This is a genomic window from Kitasatospora sp. NA04385 (assembly GCF_013364235.1).
In the GTDB taxonomy this organism is placed as follows: domain Bacteria; phylum Actinomycetota; class Actinomycetes; order Streptomycetales; family Streptomycetaceae; genus Kitasatospora.
This window is the reverse complement of sequence record NZ_CP054919.1, coordinates 5,436,399-5,455,595: the sequence shown is the minus strand read 5'-3', so window position 1 is coordinate 5,455,595 and position 19,197 is coordinate 5,436,399. Positions and strand designations below refer to the sequence as shown.

General features: G+C 71.5%; 14 protein-coding genes and 1 rRNA gene. 5 read left to right on the top strand and 10 right to left on the bottom strand.

The window, feature by feature from the left end:
- Window positions 1-143: 143 nt before the first annotated feature.
- The 5 genes from HUT16_RS24380 to HUT16_RS24360 all read right to left on the bottom strand — a co-directional run bounded on the left by HUT16_RS24380 (window position 144) and on the right by HUT16_RS24360 (window position 7,027).
- Window positions 144-1,660: ribosomal RNA gene (locus HUT16_RS24380) — 16S ribosomal RNA — on the bottom strand.
- A gap of 631 nt (window positions 1,661-2,291) precedes the next feature.
- Complete coding sequence (locus tag HUT16_RS24375; protein WP_176190201.1) at window positions 2,292-3,818, bottom strand: CoA-acylating methylmalonate-semialdehyde dehydrogenase; 1,527 nt, start codon at window positions 3,816-3,818, stop codon at window positions 2,292-2,294.
- A gap of 106 nt (window positions 3,819-3,924) precedes the next feature.
- Window positions 3,925-4,770 carry a hypothetical protein gene (locus HUT16_RS24370; protein WP_176190200.1) on the bottom strand — a complete coding sequence of 282 codons (846 nt, stop codon included), beginning with the start codon at window positions 4,768-4,770 and terminating at the stop codon, window positions 3,925-3,927.
- 116 nt (window positions 4,771-4,886) lie between these two features.
- Window positions 4,887-5,333 (bottom strand): hypothetical protein, encoded by a 447-nt coding sequence (locus tag HUT16_RS24365; protein ID WP_176190199.1) that lies wholly within the window; start codon window positions 5,331-5,333, stop codon window positions 4,887-4,889.
- Window positions 5,334-5,512: 179 nt separating this feature from the next.
- Window positions 5,513-7,027 carry a gamma-aminobutyraldehyde dehydrogenase gene (locus tag HUT16_RS24360; RefSeq protein ID WP_176190198.1) on the bottom strand — a complete coding sequence of 505 codons (1,515 nt, stop codon included), beginning with the start codon at window positions 7,025-7,027 and terminating at the stop codon, window positions 5,513-5,515.
- A gap of 185 nt (window positions 7,028-7,212) precedes the next feature.
- Here HUT16_RS24360 and HUT16_RS24355 point away from each other — a divergent pair, with 185 nt between their 5' ends.
- Window positions 7,213-8,859, top strand: coding sequence for a PucR family transcriptional regulator (locus tag HUT16_RS24355; RefSeq protein ID WP_176190197.1), 1,647 nt, complete (start codon window positions 7,213-7,215; stop codon window positions 8,857-8,859).
- 27 nt (window positions 8,860-8,886) lie between these two features.
- Here HUT16_RS24355 and HUT16_RS24350 read toward each other — a convergent pair whose 3' ends face one another.
- The 3 genes from HUT16_RS24350 to HUT16_RS24340 form a co-directional block, all read right to left on the bottom strand.
- On the bottom strand, window positions 8,887-9,591 hold the full coding sequence (locus HUT16_RS24350) for a hypothetical protein (RefSeq protein ID WP_176190196.1): 705 nt from the start codon (window positions 9,589-9,591) through the stop codon (window positions 8,887-8,889).
- A 115-nt stretch (window positions 9,592-9,706) separates the two neighbouring features.
- A complete protein-coding gene (locus tag HUT16_RS24345) occupies window positions 9,707-11,065 on the bottom strand; it encodes an aspartate aminotransferase family protein (RefSeq protein WP_176190195.1) in 1,359 nt (452 codons plus the stop codon).
- A gap of 172 nt (window positions 11,066-11,237) precedes the next feature.
- The gene (locus HUT16_RS24340) at window positions 11,238-12,683 is read right to left on the bottom strand and encodes a gamma-aminobutyraldehyde dehydrogenase (RefSeq protein WP_176190194.1); all 1,446 of its coding nucleotides are present in this window, start codon (window positions 12,681-12,683) and stop codon (window positions 11,238-11,240) included.
- Window positions 12,684-12,949: 266 nt separating this feature from the next.
- Between HUT16_RS24340 and HUT16_RS24335 the strand changes: the two genes are divergently transcribed.
- The 4 genes from HUT16_RS24335 (at window position 12,950) to HUT16_RS24320 (ending at window position 16,915) form a co-directional block, all read left to right on the top strand.
- A complete protein-coding gene (locus tag HUT16_RS24335) occupies window positions 12,950-13,423 on the top strand; it encodes an Lrp/AsnC family transcriptional regulator (protein ID WP_014138339.1) in 474 nt (157 codons plus the stop codon).
- On the top strand, window positions 13,420-14,814 hold the full coding sequence (locus HUT16_RS24330; protein WP_014138338.1) for an aspartate aminotransferase family protein: 1,395 nt from the start codon (window positions 13,420-13,422) through the stop codon (window positions 14,812-14,814). The genes HUT16_RS24335 and HUT16_RS24330 overlap by 4 nt, the downstream gene beginning before the upstream one ends.
- 240 nt (window positions 14,815-15,054) lie before the next feature.
- Window positions 15,055-15,765: an ABC transporter ATP-binding protein gene (locus HUT16_RS24325; RefSeq protein WP_176190193.1), complete on the top strand. Its 711-nt coding sequence runs from the start codon at window positions 15,055-15,057 to the stop codon at window positions 15,763-15,765.
- Between the two features lie 10 nt (window positions 15,766-15,775).
- Complete coding sequence (locus HUT16_RS24320; protein ID WP_176190192.1) at window positions 15,776-16,915, top strand: hypothetical protein; 1,140 nt, start codon at window positions 15,776-15,778, stop codon at window positions 16,913-16,915.
- Between the two features lie 72 nt (window positions 16,916-16,987).
- Here the strand turns inward: HUT16_RS24320 and rlmN are convergent, their stop codons facing one another.
- A complete protein-coding gene (gene rlmN / locus HUT16_RS24315; RefSeq protein ID WP_176190191.1) occupies window positions 16,988-18,088 on the bottom strand; it encodes a 23S rRNA (adenine(2503)-C(2))-methyltransferase RlmN in 1,101 nt (366 codons plus the stop codon).
- Between the two features lie 192 nt (window positions 18,089-18,280).
- Window positions 18,281-19,147 (bottom strand): phosphatidate cytidylyltransferase, encoded by an 867-nt coding sequence (locus HUT16_RS24310; RefSeq protein WP_176190190.1) that lies wholly within the window; start codon window positions 19,145-19,147, stop codon window positions 18,281-18,283.
- Between the last annotated feature and the right edge of the window lie 50 nt (window positions 19,148-19,197).

The window sequence follows — 19,197 nt, the reverse complement described above, 5'->3', positions numbered from 1 at the left end:
ACACAGTCACTCCCAGAGATCCGCGGTCCACGCCCCGAAGGGCAGTACTGGCGTCCTGTTCGCTTCCTGTGCCGAATAGTCAACGTTCCACCCATGAGCAACCGTGCGAGACATTCGCTCGCATCCGGCCGTGTGCTCCTTAGAAAGGAGGTGATCCAGCCGCACCTTCCGGTACGGCTACCTTGTTACGACTTCGTCCCAATCGCTGGTCCCACCTTCGACGGCTCCTCCCCTTACGGGTTAGGCCACCGGCTTCGGGTGTTACCGACTTTCGTGACGTGACGGGCGGTGTGTACAAGGCCCGGGAACGTATTCACCGCAGCATGCTGATCTGCGATTACTAGCAACTCCAACTTCATGGGGTCGAGTTGCAGACCCCAATCCGAACTGAGACCGGCTTTTTGGGATTCGCTCCGCCTCACGGCATCGCAGCCCTTTGTACCGGCCATTGTAGCACGTGTGCAGCCCAAGACATAAGGGGCATGATGATTTGACGTCGTCCCCACCTTCCTCCGAGTTGACCCCGGCAGTCTCCTGTGAGTCCCCGACATTACTCGCTGGCAACACAGAACAAGGGTTGCGCTCGTTGCGGGACTTAACCCAACATCTCACGACACGAGCTGACGACAACCATGCACCACCTGTACACCGACCACAAGGGGGCGCCTATCTCTAGACGTTTCCGGCGTATGTCAAGCCTTGGTAAGGTTCTTCGCGTTGCGTCGAATTAAGCCACATGCTCCGCTGCTTGTGCGGGCCCCCGTCAATTCCTTTGAGTTTTAGCCTTGCGGCCGTACTCCCCAGGCGGGGAACTTAATGCGTTAGCTGCGGCACCGACGACGTGGAATGTCGCCAACACCTAGTTCCCAACGTTTACGGCGTGGACTACCAGGGTATCTAATCCTGTTCGCTCCCCACGCTTTCGCTCCTCAGCGTCAGTAATGGCCCAGAGATCCGCCTTCGCCACCGGTGTTCCTCCTGATATCTGCGCATTTCACCGCTACACCAGGAATTCCGATCTCCCCTACCACACTCTAGCCTGCCCGTATCGAATGCAGACCCGGGGTTAAGCCCCGGGCTTTCACATCCGACGCGACAGGCCGCCTACGAGCTCTTTACGCCCAATAATTCCGGACAACGCTCGCACCCTACGTATTACCGCGGCTGCTGGCACGTAGTTAGCCGGTGCTTCTTCTGCAGGTACCGTCACTTGCGCTTCTTCCCTGCTGAAAGAGGTTTACAACCCGAAGGCCGTCATCCCTCACGCGGCGTCGCTGCATCAGGCTTTCGCCCATTGTGCAATATTCCCCACTGCTGCCTCCCGTAGGAGTCTGGGCCGTGTCTCAGTCCCAGTGTGGCCGGTCGCCCTCTCAGGCCGGCTACCCGTCGTCGCCTTGGTAGGCCATTACCCCACCAACAAGCTGATAGGCCGCGGGATCATCCTGAACCGCCGGAGCTTTCCACCGACCCCCATGCGGGAGACGGTCGTATCCGGTATTAGACCTCGTTTCCAAGGCTTGTCCCAGAGTTCAGGGCAGATTCCCCACGTGTTACTCACCCGTTCGCCACTGATCCACCCCGAAGGGCTTCACCGTTCGACTTGCATGTGTTAAGCACGCCGCCAGCGTTCGTCCTGAGCCAGGATCAAACTCTCCGTGAATGCTTCTCACGAAAGAGCGGCACGGCAACCACCGGAATAAGGCGGCCCCGCGCACTGCGTCCTCGCTAGTGATACTTCATAAAGGAATCTCCAACCAACCGATACCGGCCGGCCGGGGATGTCAACATATCTGGCGTTGACTTTTGGCACGCTGTTGAGTTCTCAAGGAACGGACGCTTCCTTCGACCGGCCTTCCGACCGCATCTCCGGGCGCTTCGTTCTTTCGTGTTTCCAGCTTATCAGATCCGAGCCTGTGCTCTTTCCCGACTCGCTTTCGTCTTCTGCGGCTTGACGCCCCGTCCGACGTTTCAAACTCTAGCCGATCCCCGCTTCGCAAAGCGAATCGGCCGCAATCTCCGGAAAAGCGCACGCCGACAATACGAACGGGGACGCGAAAAGGACGCGACCCGTCACGGATCATCGAACTGGTTTCTCAGGGGATTGGCCGCCCCGGGACCGTCCACACAGATGCGTGTCCGGTGCTCCCTGCCGAGCGACCAGTGAACACTACGCCGGATCCGCGCCAGGTGCAAACATCGCCTGGCCGGAGGCGTGGCCGGGCGCCGGACAGCCGGAAGGCCGGCCCCGGGTGGGGGCCGGCCTTCCGTCACGCCGGGGCGCGGTGGGCTGCTCAGTTGTTGGTGGGGAAGCCCAGGTTGATGCCGCCGTGCGAGGGGTCGAGCCAGCGCTGGGTGACGGCCTTGCCGCGGGTGAAGAACTGGACGCCGTCGGCGCCGTAGGCGTGGCTGTCGCCGAACAGCGAGGCCTTCCAGCCGCCGAAGGAGTAGTAGGCGACGGGGACGGGGATCGGCACGTTGATGCCGACCATGCCGACCTCCACCTCGTTCTGGAAGCGCCGGGCCGCGCCGCCGTCGTTGGTGAAGATGGCGGTGCCGTTGCCGTACGGGTTGGCGTTGATGAGCTCCAGGCCCTCGTCGTAGGAGGGGACCCGGACGACCGACAGGATCGGGCCGAAGATCTCATCGTTGTAGACGGACATGCCCGGCTTGACGTGGTCGAACAGGGTGGGGCCGAGCCAGAAGCCGTCGGCGGTGGGGGCGCCCTTGGCGTCCTCGGCGGCGATGGGGTGCTTGCGGCCGTCGACGGCGAGCTCGGCACCGTCGGCGACGCCGGACTCGACGTAGGAGGTGACCTTGTCGCGGTGCACGCCGGTGACCAGCGGGCCCATCTCGGAGTCGCCGTTGCAGCCGGGGCCGACCTTGAGGGTGGCCATCCGCTCCTTGATCTTGGCGACCAGCTCGTCACCGATCGGGTCGACGGCGACCAGGACGGAGACGGCCATGCAGCGCTCGCCGGCCGCGCCGAAGCCGGCGTTGATGGCGGCGTCGGCGGCCAGGTCGAGGTCGGCGTCGGGGAGCACCAGCATGTGGTTCTTGGCGCCGCCGAGGGCCTGCACGCGCTTGCCGTAGCGGGTGCCGTTCTCGTACACGTAGCGGGCGATGGGGGTGGAGCCGACGAAGGAGACCGACTTGACGTCGGGGTGCTCCAGCAGGCGGTCGACGGAGACCTTGTCGCCGTGGACGACGTTGAAGACGCCGTCGGGGAGGCCGGCCTCCTTCCACAGCTCGGCGATGAAGTTGGCGGCGGACGGGTCCTTCTCGGACGGCTTGAGGACGACCGTGTTGCCGGCCGCGATCGCGATCGGGAAGAACCACATCGGCACCATGGCCGGGAAGTTGAACGGCGAGATGATGGCGACCGGGCCGAGCGGCTGGCGGATCGAGTAGACGTCGACGCCGGTGGAGGCCTGCTCGGTGAAGCCGCCCTTGATCAGCTGCGGGATGCCGCAGGCGTACTCGACGACCTCCTGGCCGCGGGCAAGCTCGCCGAGGGCGTCGGAGTGCACCTTGCCGTGCTCGGAGACGATGATCGCGGCGAGCTCGTCCTTGCGGGCGTTGAACAGCTCGCGGAAGTTGAACAGCACCTGGGTGCGCTTGGCGATCGAGGCCTTGCGCCAGCCGGTGAAGGCCTGGGCGGCGGCGGCGACGGCTTGGTCCACCTCGGCGATCTCGGCGAAGTCGACCTGGCCGGTGACCTGGCCGGTGGCCGGGTCGTGGATGTCGCCGCGGCGGGGCGCGGTTCCGGCGGTGGCGACGTACTGGCCGCCGATCCAGTGGGTGATGTGCTTGCTGCTCAAGGGTCTCTGCCTCCGACTGTCCACGGTGTCCCGCGCTCGTCCTCCAGTCTGCGCGGGACGGCGGGCCCGCTCAACGAGCACCCTGACGGAGAAGCGCGATTCACCCTTACAGGTCGTCGGTGGGGTCGGCCGGGTCGGCTCCGGCGCGGTCCGGGTGGGCGTCCGGGGAGGGGTCGTGCAGGTAGGGGTCGTACAGGCCGTCGGCGAGCTCGGTGGTCTCCAGCAGGTCGAGGCGCAGGTCCTGGGCCCAGGTCTCGGCCCACTTGCGGGTGTCGGCGGTGTCGGTCTCGGGCGGCAGCAGGGCGGCGGCGGTCTCCAGCCGGTCGGCGAGCGTACGGGTGCTGAAGTCCTCGTCGAACGCACCGGCCAGGGCGAGGAGTTCGCCTTCGCGCCGCTGCGCGGTGAGGGCGTGCAGCGCGTGCAGGTCGGTGGGCAGGGCGCGCTCGCAGAGGGTGAGGACGGCGAGCGCGGCGGTGTCGTCCAGCGCGGCGACGGGGACGGGGGCTCCGGCGGGGAGGGTCGGCGGGTGGCGCAGCGGTTCGCGGCGCAGTTCGACGCCGAGCTCCGGCTGCCCGGCGGCACCGTCGGTGTCGGTCCCGGCCAGGCTGCCGAGGGACGGCTCCCCCGGACCGGCGGCGGGCACGCTGACGGCGAGTTGGCACCGGCGCGCGCTGCCGGGCGCCTGCCGGACGCGGTGGCCGGCGGCGCGCAGGGTCTCGGCGAGCCCGGCGGCGAGGTCGGCGAGCGGCGGGCCCCCGGCAGTGACCAGCAGCAGGCCGGTGTCGTGGACGGGGGCGGCCAGGCCGTGCAGGCGCAGCGCGTCGGGGCCGGCCAGGGCGAGGGCGTGCTCCAGGCAGTACGGCTGGGCGTCGGCGAGCAGCGCGGCGCGGTCGGCGGTGCCGGGGTCGGCGGTGCCGTGGTCCGCGGGCTCGACGGGGCTGGTGTCGTCCATGCTGGACAGTCTGTCCCGTCCTGCCGCGTCCAGTCGGCCGTACCCGCCACGGCCCTACCCGCCACGGCCGTGATCGCTGCGGCCGTGACTGCTACGACGCCAGCACCTGGTGGCGCCTAGCGGGGCCTGCGCAGGTGCGCGGCGGCGTCGTGCAGGGCGAGTTCGAGGGCGCGGGGGTCGACGAGCCGTCCGCCGGGGCGCGGCGGGATCAGCCAGTGCGGGCCGCGGGTGGGGCGGGTGGGGTGCGGGACGGCGATCCAGGTGCCGTGGCCGGAGGTGCGGATGCCGGTGCCGGTCCAGCGTCCGGCGGTGCCGACGGGGACGAGGAAGCCGACGGTGTCGCCGTCCGGGTCCTCCAGGACGGGGCCGGCACCGGATCGGTCGAGCAGGGCGGCGGCGGGTCGGCCGAGCGGGCCGGGTGCGTGCAGGACGTCCCAGCGGCGGCCGGCGGGCAGCAGGGCGAGGCCGAACCCGGTGCGTTCCCAGGCGGCGCGGCAGGCTTCGGGGTCGGGGGCGGCGGCGGCCAGCCAGTGCAGGGCGCTGGGGTGGCGGGTGGTGCTCACGTGGGGTTCCTCGTCTCTCCCGGGTGGCGCGCGGCGGGCGGGTGCCTGCTGTCGTCACCCGGGAGAGCGGGGTACCGGGGATCTCTTACACGGATCTCCGGACGGCCGGGGCCGCGGGACCGCCGGAGATCCGTCGGCGGTCGGCCGCAGAACCGGGGAGGAACTGTTCGGGGAACCGGTCAGCGGTCGCCGAAGATCGTCCGGTGCCAGTCCTTGCGGGCGACGGCGGTGGTGTCGAACATGACGTGCTTGACCTGGGTGTACTCGTCGAGCGAGTACTGCGACATGTCCTTGCCGTAGCCGGACGCCTTGTACCCGCCGTGCGGCATCTCGCTGATGATCGGGATGTGGTCGTTGACCCAGACGCAGCCGGCCGCGATCTCGCGGGTGGCGCGCAGCGAGCGGTGGACGTCGCGGGTCCAGGCGGAGGCGGCCAGGCCGTAGGGGGTGTCGTTGGCGAGCCGCAGGCCCTCCTCGTCGCTGTCGAAGGGCAGCACGACGAGCACCGGGCCGAAGATCTCGCCCTGGACGACCTCGCTGTCCTGGGCGGCACCGGTGATCAGGGTGGGGCGGTGGTAGGCGCCGAGCGAGAGGTCGGTGCCGTCGTGGCCCTTGCCGGTGGCGGCGCCGCCGGTGACGACGGTGGCGTAGGCGCGGGCGCGCTCGACGAAGCCGGCGACGCGGTCGCGGTGGGTGAAGGAGACCAGCGGGCCCATGTCGGTCTGCGGGTTCAGCGGGTCGCCGAGCCGGATGCCGTCGTAGAGCTCGGCGACGCCGGCCACGAAGGCGTCGTACAGCGGGCGCTGGACGTAGGCGCGGGTGGCTGCGGTGCAGTCCTGGCCGCTGTTGATCAGGGAGGCGGCGACCGCTCCGTGCACGGCGGCGTCGAGGTCGGCGTCGTCGAAGACCACGAAGGGGGCCTTGCCGCCGAGTTCGAGGTGGGTGCGCTTGACGGTGGCGGTGGCGATCTCGGCGACGCGCTTGCCGACGGCGGTGGAGCCGGTGAAGGAGACCATGGCGACGTCGGGGTGGCCGATCAGGTGTTCGCCAGCGGTGCGTCCGGCGCCGGTGACGACGTTGACGACACCGTCGGGGATGCCGGCCGCGGTGCAGGCGCGGGCGAACATCAGCGAGGTCAGCGGGGTGATCTCGGCGGGCTTGAGGACGATGGTGTTCCCGGCGGCGACGGCCGGGAGGATCTTCCAGGCGGCCATCTGCAGCGGGTAGTTCCAGGGCGCGATGCTGCCGATCACGCCGATCGCCTCGCGGCGCACGTACGAGGTGTGGTCGCCGCTGTACTCGCCGGCGGCCTTGCCTTCGAGGTTGCGGGCGGCGCTGGCGAAGAACGCGGTGTTGTCGATGGTCCCGGGGACGTCGAACTCGGTGGACAGCTTGATCGGCTTGCCGGTCTGCGCGGTCTCGGTGCGGGCGAACTCCTCGGCGTGCTCGGCGAGGATGCCGGCGAGGCGGTTCAGGGCCTCGGACCGGGCGCCGGGGGTGGCGCCGGACCACTCGGGCAGGGCGGCGCGGGCGGCGGCGACGGCGGTGTCGACGTCGGCGGCGGTGGCGAGCTCGACCTGCTGCACGGTGGCGCCGTTCGCCGGGTTGACCACGGCGAAGGGTTCGCCGCCCGGGCTCCGGGCCGGGCGGCCCGCGATGTGCTGCGCGCCGTCGTTGAAGCTGGTCAGGTCCATGAGTTGCCTCCATTGCCTACTCGACCCGGCCGACGATGCCTCGGTTCGGGTGCCCGGGGCAAGCGTCACTCAGCAACGGGCGGAACGAAGGGCCTTACACGCTGCAAGGCTGCGTCCGGGCGACAGGGCGTCGCCGTCGAGCATGATTGACCTGACACCCTGCGAACCCCCCGGAGGTACCCGCGATGCTGCCCACCGTCGCCCGCGTGCTCGACCTGGACGTGATGCGGCGCGGCCTGCCCCAGGTGGTGGCCGGGTCCGGTGCGCTGGAGCGCCCGGTGCGCTGGGTGCACGTGAGCGAGCTGCCGGACGTGGCGGGGGTGCTGCGCGGCGGCGAGCTGGTGCTGTCGACCGGCATCGCGCTGCCGGAGGACCGGGAGGGGCTGGCCCGGTACGTGCGGGAGCTGGCCGAGGTCGGGGTGGCCGGGCTGGTGATCGAGTTCGGCCGCCGGTACTTCGACTCGCTGCCGCGGGCGCTGGTGGCGGCGGCGGAGCGGCACGGCCTGCCGCTGGTGGCGCTGCGCCGGGAGCTGAAGTTCGTCGCGGTGACCGAGGCGGTGCACGCGCTGGTGGTGAACGCGCAGCTGGAGCAGCTGCGGGTGTCGGAGGCGGTGCACCAGGTGTTCAACGAGCTGGCCACCGAGGGCGCCGAGCCCGCCGAGGTGGTGCGGCAGGTGGCCCGGATGGGGGGCGCGCCGGTGGTGCTGGAGAACCTGGCGCACCAGGTGCTGGCGCACGACACGGCGGGCCGCGGCGAACAGGAGCTGCTGGAGAACTGGGAGCACCGTTCGCGGGGCGTCCACCTGCCGGGCCGCACCGGGTACGACCCGCGTTCGGGCTGGCTGGTGACCACGGTGGGCGCGCGCGGCCAGGACTGGGGGCGGCTGGTGCTGGTGGACGAGCCGGTGCCGCTGCCGCCGGACGTGCCGCACCCGCACGCGATGCTGCTGGAGCGCGGCGCGGCGACGCTGGCGCTGAACCGGCTGGTGGTGCGCGACCGAGAGTCGCTGGAGCGGCAGACCCACCGCACCCTGCTGTCGGGCATCCTGACCCACGCGCTGACCGTCTCCGAGGTGGCGCTGCGCGCGCAGGCGCTGGGCGTGCCGCTGGAGGGGCGCCGGCTGGTGGGCGTGGTGCTGCGGCAGCGGCAGGGTCCGCTGCCGGCGGCGCTGGAGGCACAGGCCCGGCTGCGGGACTTCACCGAGCTGGCGGCGACCGCGATCCGCACCTCCCGGCTGTCGGCGCTGGTGGGCGCGCTGGACGACGAGGGGGTGGGCCTGCTGGTGGCGCTGGGCTCGCAGCAGGAGGAGCACGCCTCGCTGGAGGCGTTCGCGGCGGCGCTGCGCCGGCTGTCGGCGGAGGCGGGCCGGGACGGTTCGGCGGCCGAGCCGGTGATAGCGGTGGGCTCCTCGGTGGGCTCGGTCCGCGACGCCCGGCGCACCCTGCTGGAGGCCACCCAGGTCGCGGACGCGGCGCTGCACGACGCGCCGGGCGGCCGGGCCGCGTACTACCGGCTGCCGGACGTCCGGCTGCGCGGCCTGCTGCACCTGCTGCGTGACGACGAGCGCCTGCAGACGTACGTGGAGCGGGAGTTGGGCCCGCTGCTGGCGTACGACGCGGAGCACGGCGGGCAGCTGGTGCAGATGCTGCGGATCTACCTGGAGCAGGGGCGGAACAAGTCGGCGGCGGCGGACGCCGCGCACCTGTCCCGCCCGTCCTTCTACGACCGGCTGCACAAGGTGGAGCGGATCCTGGGCGTGGACCTGGACCAGGTGGAGTCCTGCCTGTCGCTGCACGTGGCGCTGCTGGCGCTGGACGCGGTGCGCCGCTGACCGGCGGCGCCGGTTCCACCGCTTCCGTCAGTTCCCCTGCCGCGGCGGCGGGAGCTGGCCGCGGAGCAGCGTCTCCAGGGCCCGGACGTGGCTGTCGGGGCTGACGTCGAGCGCGACCCGGGAGCCGTCCGCGAAGTACGCCTCGACCCGGCTGGACCAGGAGCCGTTGCGCGGTTCGATCCTGGCGAGCTGGGCGCGCGGGATCTCGCCGTACCGGTCGTAGCCCTGGGAGAGGGTGTCGCCGAGCAGGATCCGGTGGTCGGTGAAGACCAGCGTGGTGCTGCGGTTCTCGTACCTGACCCCGGCCCGGCCGCCGGTCAGCACCTGGACGGCGAACCGGCCGGCCTGGCTCTCCCAGCCGCCGGCGAGGCCGCGGCCGCGGAAGATCCGCCGCAGGTTGCGGAAGAAGCCGCCGACGGCCTCCTCGACCGCCTCGGCGACCACGGCGACGGCGTTGAACAGGAGGTCCAGCACCCGGATCAGGCCGTCCCGCTCCTTGGGCCGGTGGCGGCGGGGCACCCGGCGCAGCAGATCGCTGAGCTGGACGTCGACGACGGCGTGCACCCGCTCGCCGGGCGCCAGGTGCGGTGCGATCAGCGGCAGGTGGGAGCCGCCGCCGAGCCGGTGCGGCTCGTAGACCTGCGGCGCCGCGCCGGGGTGCTGCTGCTGGTACTGGCCCGCGCCGTACGCCGCGAATGCCCCGGGTCCGCCCCGAAACCCCGTGTCCCCCATGGTCTTTCCTTTGCTCTGCCAATCAGGCGGATCATCGTACTGGCCGGGTCGGCAGAGACGTCACCGGGCCCCGGACGGATCGTCCGGGGCCCGGTGGAGGAGTCGTGAATGACCGTCAGACGGTGTGCGCGTCGGTGAGGGTGAGCACCTCGTCCAGCACCGCGAGGCCGGTCTTGGCCTCCTCCGCGCTGACGTTGCACGGCGGCACCACGTGGAAGCGGTTCATGTTGGTGAACGGCCACAGGCCGCGCTGCTTGCAGGCCGCCGCGAGCTGCGCCATCGGCGCGTTGTCGGCGCCGGCCGCGTTGTACGGCACCAGCGGCTCGCGGGTCTCCCGGTTCTTCACCAGGTCCAGCGCCCAGAACACGCCCAGGCCGCGCACCTCGCCGATCGACGGGTGGCGCTCGGCCAGCTCGCGCAGGCCGGGGCCGAGCACGCTCTCGCCGATGTGCTTGGCGTTCTCCACGATGCCCTCCTCGGCCATCGTGTTGATCGTCGCCACGGCGGAGGCGCAGGCCAGCGGGTGGCCCGAGTAGGTCAGGCCGCCCGGGAACGCCTTCTGCGCGAAGGTCTCGGCGATGGCGCCGGAGATCGCCACGCCGCCCAGCGGCAGGTAACCGGAGTTGACGCCCTTGGCGAAGGTCAGCAGGTCCGGGGTGATGCCCCAGTGGTCGGCGGCGAACCACTCGCCGGTGCGGCCGAACCCGGCCATCACCTCGTCCAGGATGAACACGATCCCGTAGCGGTCGCAGATCTCCCGCACGCCCGCCAGGTACCCGGCCGGCGGCACCAGGATGCCCGCGGTGCCGACCACGGTCTCCAGGATGATCGCCGCGACGGTGCCCGGGCCCTCGAACGCGAGGGTCTGCTCCAGGTGCGCCAGCGCGCGCTCGCACTCCTGCGCCTCGTTCTCGGCGTGGAAGTTCGAGCGGTACGGGTACGGGCCCCAGAAGTGCACGATGCCCGACACGCCGGCCTCGTTCGCCCAGCGGCGCGGGTCGCCGGTCAGGGCGATCGCGTTGGCGGTGGCGCCGTGGTACGAGCGGTAGGTGGAGAGCACCTTGTGCCGACCGGTGTGCAGCCGGGCCATCCGGATCGCGTTCTCGTTCGCCTCGGCGCCGCCGTTGGTGAAGAAGATCTTGTCCAGGTCGCCCGGGGTTCGCTCGGCGATCAGCCGGGCGGCCTCGCTGCGCGACTCCTCGGCGAAGCCCGGGGCGATGGTGCACAGCTGCGCGGCCTTCGCCTGGATCGCCGCGACCACCTTCGGGTGCTGGTGGCCGATGTTGGTGTTCACCAGCTGCGAGGAGAAGTCCAGGTAGCGGTTGCCGTCATAGTCCCAGAAGTAGGAGCCCTCGGCACCGGCCACCGCGAGGGGGTCGATCAGTGCCTGGGCGGACCACGAGTGGAAGACGTGCGCGCGGTCGGCGGCCTTGACGGCCTGCCCGGCGGCCGAGTCAGCGGTGGGAGTGCTCATGCGACCAGCGTAGGGAGGCCGCCTCGCCCGGGGCAGCTTCATCCTGTCACGCGAGTCGCGCGCCGCCCTGACAGGGTGAAAAGCCGGGGCGCGGGAAGAGTCTCCCCGCGCCCCCGCCCGTACCGCTAAACGATCAGATCGCGGTCATACTGCGTCCGATCGTCCTGACCCGCTAGATCGCGGTCATGACGTGCTTGATCCGGGTGTAGTCCTCGAACCCGTACGACGACAGGTCCTTGCCGTAGCCGGACTTCTTGAACCCGCCGTGCGGCATCTCGGCGACCAGCGGGATGTGGGTGTTGATCCACACGCAGCCGAAGTCGAGCCGGCGGGACATCCGCATCGCGCGGGCGTGGTCCTTGGTCCACACCGAGGAGGCGAGCGCGTACTCGACGCCGTTGGCGTACTCGACGGCCTGCTCCTCGTCGGTGAACTTCTGCACGGTGATGACCGGGCCGAAGACCTCGTTCTGGATGATCTCGTCGTCCTGCTTCAGGCCGGAGACCACGGTCGCCGCCCAGAAGTAGCCCTTGTCGCCGACCCGGTGGCCGCCGGCCTCGATCTTGGCGTGCGCGGGCAGGCGCTCGATGAAGCCGGCCACCTGCTTGAGCTGGTTGGCGTTGTTGAGCGGGCCGTAGAGCACGTCCTCGTCGTCCACGCCGCCGGTCTTGGTGTCGGCGGCGGTCTTGGCGAGCGCCTCGACGAAGGCGTCGTGGATCGACTCGTGCACCAGGACGCGGGTGGCGGCGGTGCAGTCCTGGCCGGCGTTGAAGTAGCCGGCGGTCGCGATGCCCTCGACGGCCTCGGCGATGTCGGCGTCCTCGAAGACCACGACCGGGGCCTTGCCGCCGAGCTCCAGGTGGACGCGCTTGACGTCCTTCGCGGCGGACTCGGCGACCTGCATGCCGGCCCGGACCGAGCCGGTGATGGAGGCCATCGCCGGGGTGCGGTGCTCGACCATCAGGCGGCCGGTCTCGCGGTCGCCGCAGATCACGTTGAAGACGCCGGCCGGCAGGTCGAGGTCCTTCAGCACGCCGCCGATGATCTCGGCCAGCAGCACGGTGGAGGCGGGGGTGGTGTCGGACGGCTTGAGCACCACGGCGTTGCCCGCGGCGATCGCCGGGGCGAACTTCCACACCGCCATCATCATCGGGTAGTTCCACGGCGCGACCTGCGCGCAGACGCCGACCGGCTCGCGGCGGACGATCGAGGTCAGCCCGTCCATGTACTCGCCCGCGGCCTTGCCCTCCAGCAGGCGGGCGGCACCGGCGAAGAAGCGCAGCTGGTCGACCATCGGGCCGATCTCCTCGGAGAGGGTCAGCCCGCGCGGCTTGCCGGTGTTGCGGACCTCGGCGTCCACGATCTCGTCGGCCCGGGCCTCGACCGCGTCCGCGACCTTGAGCAGCAGCTTCTGCCGGAGGGCCGGGGTGGAGTCCCGCCAGACCGGGAACGCGGCCGCGGCGGCGGCCATCGCGGCGTCCACGTCGGCCGCGCCGGAGAGCGGGGAGGTCGCGTAGACCTCGCCCGTGGTCGGGTCGACGACGTCGAGCGTGCGGCCGTCCGCCGCGTCGACGAACTCGCCGTTGATGTAGTTGCGCAGCGTACGAAGCTCGCTCACGGTCTCTCCTCGGTCTGGGCCTGCGTCGTTGCAGCCCCGGGCGTCAGGTTACTCCGGGGTCGGGACGGCCACGGCATGTCAGCGACAAGCCACGATCGGCGGTGTGCAGGCGCGCGCGGGTACGTAGCCAGAGTACCCATTGGGCTTCCGGTATCGACAGGGGCTCGCATCGGACACCACGCTTTCCGCGCCACTTCTTCGAATCGGCGACGAAATCAGCAGAGTCGACGCTTGCGCTTCCGCCGCCCGTCGGGCACAGTGGCGGCGTGGCCAACCGTGACCGGAACGCCAGCGTTCCCCTCGACGCCGCCTCCAAGGCGATCATCGAGCAGCTCCAGGAGGACGGGCGCCGTCCGTACGCCGCCATCGGCAAGGCCGTGGGCCTGTCCGAGGCGGCCGTCCGGCAACGCGTCCAGAAGCTGCTCGACCAGGGCGTGATGCAGATCGTCGCCGTGACCGACCCCCTCACCGTCGGATTCACCCGCCAGGCGATGGTGGGCATCCGCGTGGAGGGCGACATCGAACCGGTCGCCGACGCGCTGGCCGCCTTCGACGAGGTCGACTACGTGGTGTGCACCGCGGGTTCGTTCGACCTCCTCGCCGAGCTGGTGTGCGAGGACGACGAGCACCTTCTCGAACTGATCAACAAGCGCATCCGCTCGCTTCCCGGCGTGCGGAGCACCGAGAGCTTCGTTTACCTGAAGCTCCGGAAACAGACCTACACCTGGGGCACCCGATGACAGCCGACCCGGCCCAGAAGGACCTTTCCAAGACCGCCTACGACCACCTGTGGATGCACTTCACCCGCATGTCGTCGTACGAGAACTCCCCCGTGCCGACGATCGTCAAGGGCGAGGGCACCTACGTCTGGGACGACAAGGGCCGCAAGTACCTCGACGGCCTGGCCGGCCTCTTCGTGGTGCAGGCGGGCCACGGCCGCGAGGAGCTCGCCGAGGCCGCCGCCAAGCAGGCCAAGGAGCTCGCCTTCTTCCCGGTGTGGAGCTACGCCCACCCGAAGGCCGTCGAGCTGGCCGAGCGCCTGGCGAACTACGCCCCGGGCGACCTGAACAAGGTGTTCTTCTCCACCGGTGGCGGCGAGGCCGTCGAGACCGCCTGGAAGCTGGCCAAGCAGTACTTCAAGCTGACCGGCAAGCCGACCAAGTACAAGGTCATCTCCCGCGCGGTCGCCTACCACGGCACCCCGCAGGGCGCGCTGTCCATCACCGGCCTGCCGGGCCTGAAGGCCCCGTTCGAGCCGCTGGTGCCGGGCACCCACAAGGCCCCGAACACCAATATCTACCGCGCCCCGGCCTTCCTGGCCGGCCCCGACGGCACGGTCGACCCGGAGGCCTACGGCCGCTGGGCCGCCGACGAGATCGAGCAGGCCATCCTCTTCGAGGGCCCCGAGACCGTCGCCGCCGTCTTCGTCGAGCCGGTGCAGAACGCCGGCGGCTGCTTCCCGCCGCCGCCCGGGTACTTCCAGCGCCTGCGCGAGATCTGCGACCGCCACGACGTGCTGCTGGTCTCGGACGAGGTCATCTGCGCCTTCGGCCGCCTGGGCACCATGTTCGGCGCCGACAAGTTCGGCTACGTGCCGGACATGATCACCTGCGCCAAGGGCATGACCTCGGGCTACTCCCCGATCGGCGCCACGATCATCTCGGACCGCATCGCCGAGCCGTTCTACAAGGGTGACAACACCTTCCTGCACGGCTACACCTTCGGCGGCCACCCGGTCTCCTCCGCGGTGGCGCTGGCCAACCTCGACATCTTCGAGCGCGAGGGCCTCAACCAGCACGTCCTCGACAACGAGTCGAAGTTCCTGGCCACCCTGAACAAGCTGCGCGACCTGCCGATCGTCGGCGACGTCCGCGGCAACGGGTACTTCTACGGCATCGAGCTCGTCAAGGACAAGGTCACCAAGGAGTCGTTCAACGACGACGAGGTCGAGCGCGTCCTGTACGGCTTCCTCTCCAAGGCGCTGTTCGACAACGGCCTGTACTGCCGCGCCGACGACCGCGGCGACCCGGTCGTGCAGCTGGCCCCGCCGCTGATCTCCGACCAGTCGACCTTCGACGAGATCGAGCAGATCCTGCGGACCAGCCTCTCCGACGCGTGGCAGAAGATCTGATCCTCCTTCCCCACCCTCCACCGAAGGGCGGCCCCGGCTCCTCACCGCCGGGACCGCCCTTCGGCGCGTCCGGGGGCGCCCCGCGCCCGGCCCGGACCTCCAGCAGGGTGAATCCGCGCCCCGACACGCCGCTTTCGGGGTGGTTCATCCATGTTCGGGGCAGTGCGGCGCACCCGCGCCCCCGCCCGATCGTTCTAATCTGACGACTGTCATATCCCCGTCGGCACCTGGATGGATCTCATGTCAGCGGCCCCGCCCGACAACGACGTGCTCTGGGCCCGAGGCATCGTCAAGTCCCACCACGGCACCCCCGCCCTGCGCGGCGTCTCGCTGGGCGTCCGGGAGGGCGAGATGCTCGCCGTCACCGGCCCGCGCGGCTCCGGCAAGTCCACCCTGCTCGGCTGCCTGTCCGCGCAGCTCCCGGTCGACGAGGGCGAGGTCTGGTTCCACAGCTCCCCCGTGCACACCCTGGGCCGGGCCGGGCGCGAGAAGCTCCGCCGCGAGCGCTTCGGCTACGTCGGCCCCGAGCCGCACCTGGTGCCGGAACTGACCGCCCGCGAGAACGTCGCCCTCCCGCTGCTGCTGGCCGGCGCCGGCCACCGGGCCGCGTACCAGGCCGCCGGCGACTGGCTGGAGCGCCTCGACGTCGCCGACTGCGCCCGGCTGCGCCCCGCCGACCTGCGGCAGGACCTGCGCCAGCGGATCGCCGTCGCCCGCGCGCTGGCCCCGCAGCCGCCGGTGGTCTTCGCCGACGACCCCACCGCGCCGCTGCACCACGACGACCGCGAGCAGGTCCTGCGGATACTGGCCAGCGCCGCCCGCTCGCACGCGCTGACCCTCGTGCTGGCCACCCACGACCCGGCGCTCGCCCGGTACGCCGACCGCACCGTCCAGCTGGTCGACGGCCGGATCGCGGCCGAGCCCGCCGCCGTCGCCGCCGCCGAGCGCTGAGGGGGCCGCCGTGTACTACCTCAGACTCGCCCGCGGCTACCGCACCCTCGACCTCGCCCGCGGACTGCTCACCGCGACCGCCGCCGCCGTGGTCGCCGCCTTCCTGCTGCGCGCGCTCGGCCGCGCCCTGCAGGGCACCGGGGGCAACCTCGAACGGCTGCTCTGGTGCCTGCCGCCGCTCGCCGCGGTCGCCTGGTTCGCCGCCGCGGCCGCCCGCGCCGTCCCCGCCCAGCACCCCGAGCGGATCACCGGCCTGACCGCGGCCGGCGCCGGGCCCGCCCGGATCCGGCTGCTGGTGGCCGGCGAGACCGCGCTCGCCTGCGCACTCGGCTCGGCGTTCACGCTGCTGCTGTTCCTGATCCTGCGCAACGACATCGCCGGGCCCTCACTGGCCCCCGACATCGGCATGGGCGTCCCGCTGCCGGCCGCCGCGCCGGTCGCCCTGCTCGCGGTCCTCCCGCTGGTCGCCGGCGTCTCCGCGGCCTGCGCGGTCCGCTTCCCCGAGCGCCTCCCGGGCCGACCCGCCGAACCCGCCCGCTCCCGGTACGGCGCGCTGCGGCTGCTGCTGCCCGCGCCGGTGCTGCTCGCCGGGCTCGGCCTCGAACTGTACGGGCTGCGCCCCGACGCGACCGACGCCGAGCGCACCGTCACCCTCCCCGCCGGGCTCCCCGCCACCAGCCCCGCCCTGCTCACCGGCTGGGCGCTCGCCGGGCTCGCCCTGGCGCTGTGGACCGGACCGCTGCTCGCCCTGGCCGGCCGGCTGCTCGCCCTGCACCGGCCCGCCCCGCTGCGCCTGCTGGCCGGTCGCGGCCTCACCGCCCAGGCCCGCGGCCTCGGCGCCCCGCTGGCCGTCCTCACCTCGATCGTCGTGCTGATGCTGGTCGCCTGGCGGAGCTGGGCCGGGACGGGCACCGCCGCCCCGGCGCTCACCCTGGTCGAGGGCGCGCTCGTCCTCGCCTGCGCGGTCGCGGCGCTCGCCGCCCGCCTGTACGAGCTGCGCGCGGCCCGCCGCCCCGCCCTGGACGCGCTCGACCGCCTGGGCACCCCGCCCGGGCTGCTCACCGGCACGGCCACCCTGCGCACCCTCACGGCGAGCACCGTCCTGCTGCTGACCGGCGGGCTGACCGTCCTGCTCTGCCCGCTGGTGTAGCGGCGCACGCGCCGGGGCCCGGGAGGAACAGTCCTCCCGGGCCCCGGTCCGTTCTGCGTCCTGCCCGGGCGCTCAGCCCGCGGCGGCCAGCTGCCCGCAGGCGCCGTCGATCTCCTGGCCGCGGGTGTCGCGGACGGTGGTGGGCACGCCGTGGGCCTGCAGACGGCGGACGAACTCCCGCTCGTCCTCCGGCCGGGAGGCCGTCCACTTCGAACCCGGCGTCGGGTTGAGCGGGATCAGGTTCACGTGCACCCGGCGGTTCTTGATCAGCCGGCCGAGCAGGTCGGCGCGCCACGCCTGGTCGTTGATGTCCTTGATCAGCGCGTACTCGATGGAGACCCGGCGACCGGACTTCTCCGCGTAGTTCCACGCGGCGTCCAGCACCTCGTCGACCTTCCAGCGGGTGTTGACCGGCACCAGCTCGTCGCGCAGCTCGTCGTCCGGGGCGTGCAGCGACAGCGCGAGCCGGCAGCTCAGGCCCTCGTCGGCGAAGCGGTGCATGGCCGGGACCAGGCCGACGGTGGAGACGGTGATGCCGCGCTGCGAGAGGCCGAAGCCGTCCGGGGACGGGTCGGTGAGGCGGCGGATCGCGGACAGCACCCGGTTGTAGTTGGCCAGCGGCTCGCCCATGCCCATGAACACCACGTTCGACAGCCGGGCCTCGCCGCCGGGGACCGCCCCGGACTTGAGGTCGCGCATGCCGGACGCGATCTGCTCGACGATCTCCCCGGTGGACAGGTTCCGGGTCAGCCCCGCCTGGCCGGTCGCGCAGAACGGGCAGTTCATGCCGCAGCCGGCCTGCGAGCTGATGCACATGGTGACGCGGTCCGGGTAGCGCATCAGCACCGACTCGACCAGCGTGCCGTCGAACAGCTTCCACAGCGTCTTGCGGGTCGCGTCGTCGTCGCAGGAGACGTGCCGCACCACCGACATCAGCTCGGGCAACAGCGCCTCGGTCAGCTTCGCCCGGCTCGCCGCCGGGATGTCCGTCCAGCTCTCCGGGTCGGCGGACATCCGTCCGAAGTAGTGGTTCGACAGCTGCTTCGCGCGGAACGGCTGTTCGCCCAGCTCGGCGACGGCCTCCTTGCGCTCGGCAGGGCTGAGGTCGGCGAGGTGTCGCGGGGGCTTGGCGCCACGCGGCGCGACAAAGGTCAGTTCTCCGGGCTTAGGCATGGTTGTTCCAGTGTCTCAGATCCGGAGAACCGGTCCGCGTCCCGCTGGGGCGGGCGCCGCTCGGCGCCCGGCAGTCGCGGCGGTGCTCCCGGCACCGGCGGCGCCCCGTCTTCCGGGGAGCGGACGGCCCCCGGACGCGGTCGTGTTACGGGGGCCGTTCGAACGCCGCGGGCTTGGCGGCGGCTGCCGGGCTCAGCTGCCGACGAAGGCGGCGAGCAGCAGCCAGACCACCGGGGCGGTGGGCAGCAGGGAGTCCAGCCGGTCCATGATGCCGCCGTGGCCGGGGAGCAGGGTGCCCATGTCCTTGATGCCGAGGTCGCGCTTGATCATCGACTCGGCGAGGTCGCCCAGGGTCGCGGTGACGGCCGCGCAGCCGCCCAGGATCAGGCCCTGCCACCAGCTGCCGCCGTCGATCAGGAAGTGCATCATCAGGGCACCGGCGATCATCGACAGGCCGACGCCGCCGGCCAGGCCCTCGCGGGTCTTGCCGGGGCTGATGGTCGGCGCGAGCTTGGTGCGGCCGAACTTGTAGCCGACGGCGTAGGCGCCGGTGTCGGAGCAGACCGTGACGACCAGGAACAGCAGGATCCGCCAGGCGCCGTCCTCGGCGGCCAGGATCAGGGCGACGAAGGTCGCCAGGAACGGCACGTAGAAGGCGGTGAAGACGCCGGCCGTTATGTCGCGCAGGTAGTTCTCGGGCGGGGTGGCCATCCGGGCCACCATCATCGCCAGGCCGGTGACGGCGAGGATCGCGGCGGCCCACTGGCCGCCCGCGAAGTAGCCGGTGACGACCATGCCGACGCCGCCGACCAGCAGCGGGACCTGCGGGACGCGGACGTCCTTGCGCTCGGCGAGCCGGCTGGTGAGCTCCCAGATGCCGACGGCCACGGCGGCCGCGACGACCACCATGAAGACCGCCTTGACCACGAACAGCGAGGCCGCGATCACGGCCCCGAGTCCGACGCCCACGCCTATCGCGGCGGGCAGGTTGCGGCCGCCGCGCGGCTTGCGGGGCTGCTGGTCGGTCTGGGCCACGGGGCTCTCCTGGGCGGGGGGCATGAACTGAGTCTGTGCCGCGCCGCCCCCTCGCCATGCCGGGGGCCGCCGCG

Bases quoted from the DNA above. Each gene is read 5' to 3' on its own strand.
- HUT16_RS24355 (WP_176190197.1), top strand. From the start codon at position 7,213: ATGCTGCCCACCGTCGCCCGCGTGCTCGACCTGGACGTGATGCGGCGC.
- rlmN (WP_176190191.1), bottom strand. From the start codon at position 18,088: ATGCCTAAGCCCGGAGAACTGACCTTTGTCGCGCCGCGTGGCGCCAAG.
- HUT16_RS24345 (WP_176190195.1), bottom strand. From the start codon at position 11,065: ATGAGCACTCCCACCGCTGACTCGGCCGCCGGGCAGGCCGTCAAGGCC.
- HUT16_RS24325 (WP_176190193.1), top strand. From the start codon at position 15,055: ATGTCAGCGGCCCCGCCCGACAACGACGTGCTCTGGGCCCGAGGCATC.
- HUT16_RS24360 (WP_176190198.1), bottom strand. From the start codon at position 7,027: ATGGACCTGACCAGCTTCAACGACGGCGCGCAGCACATCGCGGGCCGC.
- HUT16_RS24350 (WP_176190196.1), bottom strand. From the start codon at position 9,591: ATGGGGGACACGGGGTTTCGGGGCGGACCCGGGGCATTCGCGGCGTAC.
- HUT16_RS24330 (WP_014138338.1), top strand. From the start codon at position 13,420: ATGACAGCCGACCCGGCCCAGAAGGACCTTTCCAAGACCGCCTACGAC.
- HUT16_RS24370 (WP_176190200.1), bottom strand. From the start codon at position 4,770: ATGGACGACACCAGCCCCGTCGAGCCCGCGGACCACGGCACCGCCGAC.
- HUT16_RS24310 (WP_176190190.1), bottom strand. From the start codon at position 19,147: ATGCCCCCCGCCCAGGAGAGCCCCGTGGCCCAGACCGACCAGCAGCCC.